This is a genomic window from Limosilactobacillus urinaemulieris, from assembly GCF_014838745.1.
Classification (GTDB): Bacteria; Bacillota; Bacilli; order Lactobacillales; family Lactobacillaceae; genus Limosilactobacillus; species Limosilactobacillus urinaemulieris.
Genome location: NZ_JABUXR010000034.1, coordinates 1 through 1988 on the forward strand (window position 1 = coordinate 1; position 1988 = coordinate 1988).

The window sequence follows — 1988 nt, forward strand, 5'->3', positions numbered from 1 at the left end:
GGGACTCAGACTGAGGTCACGGTCACGGTTCACGTTGTCGGTGAAGCAGTAACGACGCCAGCTGCTAGTCAGCCAGCACCAGTGCAGACAGCGGTTAAGCCTGCCGGCGCTGCTGAAAATAAGCTGCCGCAGACTGGTGAAGACCACAACGGCGCACTAGCACTTGCTGGGGTTTGCCTGATGAGCTTCGCAACGCTGTTTGGCTTTGGTGAGTTACGGTGGAAGAAGTAACCATGTTTTAACTGAATAATTAGGTGTGGTTTGTGAATGGCAACATTCTGACAATACTAAACCTCCTTTCTTTAGGGAGACGTGAGAACAGCAGCAATGCCCTTCTTATGCTCCTACTGAGGGCTCCAGGATTCGGCTTGACCGGGTGGTGCTGGAGCCCTTTTGTTTGGCTCTTCGTCAAACAAACATCCTAAAGTATAAGGTAGATAGAAGCATGACGATGCTTTTATCTACCTTTTCTTTTATACTTAGAATTAAGATTGAGGTTGACAGTACCAGTGAATCTAGAATTCGTTTGTCAAACTGGCCCATTAATTTTAAATCGGTGTTTTCCAACATTTTATAACCGGTGTGGACAACATGATCTTAGTCGCTTTTACCAAGAAGTAAGTCGAGATGTGGTTAACCATAAAAATAGCTTACACCGTGCTTTACAACTTACTTTCCCGCAATTAGAGTCATTATTTAGTAATACTTATTGGACTATTGTTAATCACTTTGCTTGTCCTTCACGGGTCCTGAAACTTTCAGCTACTGAGTTAAGATCTTTCATCTTACATAGTACAAATAAGAATATCTCAATTGATCGCGCTACTCATATTACTGAAAAACTATTAACACTTGCCAAGAAAGCTTAATGATAATTCTTATGTTTATGGACAGATCGCGTATTTAACTAACCGTGTTATCGAGGAAGTTCAAGAAAAAGAGAAAATTATTTCTGAAATGCAACACGAAGCGGAAGGGTTGTCTGAATATAATCTACTCTTCACTATCCCTGAATTCGGTGTTCGAACTGTTACTTCTTTGATCGGTGAATTAGGAGATATTCGTCTTTTCCATAGTAGTAATGCTCTTAATGCCTATATCAGGATTGATCTTAGACATTATTATGAATCAGGTAACTTTGTTGCCACTGATCATATTAGTAAACGTGGTGATGCGATTGCACGTAAAATTCTTTTTAAATCCATCCAAAACATTGCCGTGGCAAGTCATTTTCATCCTAATCATATTAATGATTTCTATCAGAAAAGGAAAAGACAATCTTCTCAGCCAGGAACTAAGAAAATTGCCATTGCCGCGATACACCGTCTTCTCAGAACGATTTATCATCTTGTAAAATATAATCAACCCTATAATTATCAAATAGCTAAAGTATAATTTAAGATTGATTGTTACTATTATTGTACAACCCATGAAAAATAAATCTAGTTCATGAGCTTGCTTTGTTATACTTTAAATTTAACTTTGAGCCATTTTAATTATTTAATTAACTTTTCTATCCAGCTAAATTCCAAGGAATTCCTTAATATCCTTGACTATTCGTAGAAAACCAAAATAAGCACTGATGTTAAATTCATCAGTACTTACAATTGTAGAGTCCCTTTGTTCAACCCGTATTGATAACGACTGCTTACAATAATAAAATTAAGACCACTAGAATAACAGCTTATGGTTTTCGCAACTTTGATCATTTCCGTATCCGAAATCTACTAGCTCTCAAATCTCATGGTAAAAACTAAGCTAAAAGAAAAGGTCAGCTCAAGCAGCTTCGCTACTTAAACTAACCTCATCAAAATACCTAATCAGTACTGACAAAGGGGTAAAATTGTAGAGCTAATTTGATTACTTGCGCTTCTTGTTTACAGCAGCAAGACCAAACATTCCCAATAAGGTGGAGGCACCTAAGCCTATTAATGTTAAGCTATTGTTATTACCAGTTTGTGGTAGTTGGTTATCCTCAGCTGTCGTTG

General features: G+C 37.8%; 4 protein-coding genes and 1 pseudogene. 4 read left to right on the forward strand and 1 reads right to left on the reverse strand.

Features of this window, described 5'->3' with window-relative positions; translation table 11 throughout:
- From HUK45_RS09210 to HUK45_RS09225, 4 genes and pseudogenes are all read left to right on the forward strand, one after another.
- Positions 1-231: LPXTG cell wall anchor domain-containing protein (locus HUK45_RS09210; RefSeq protein ID WP_191912041.1), on the forward strand; the 231-nt coding region annotated here is incomplete at its 5' end.
- A 278-nt stretch (positions 232-509) separates the two neighbouring features.
- A complete protein-coding gene (locus HUK45_RS09215) occupies positions 510-869 on the forward strand; it encodes a hypothetical protein (RefSeq protein WP_191912042.1) in 360 nt (119 codons plus the stop codon).
- Positions 853-1395: a transposase gene (locus tag HUK45_RS09220; protein ID WP_191912043.1), complete on the forward strand. Its 543-nt coding sequence runs from the start codon at positions 853-855 to the stop codon at positions 1393-1395. Before HUK45_RS09215 ends, HUK45_RS09220 begins: the two co-directional genes overlap by 17 nt.
- A 257-nt stretch (positions 1396-1652) precedes the next feature.
- Positions 1653-1757 (forward strand): annotated as a pseudogene (locus HUK45_RS09225) (transposase); the annotation flags it as partial.
- A 103-nt stretch (positions 1758-1860) separates the two neighbouring features.
- On the opposite strand, the gene HUK45_RS09230 reads toward HUK45_RS09225, so the two are convergent.
- A partial coding sequence (locus HUK45_RS09230; RefSeq protein WP_191912044.1) for an LPXTG cell wall anchor domain-containing protein occupies positions 1861-1988 on the reverse strand: 128 nt, incomplete at its 5' end.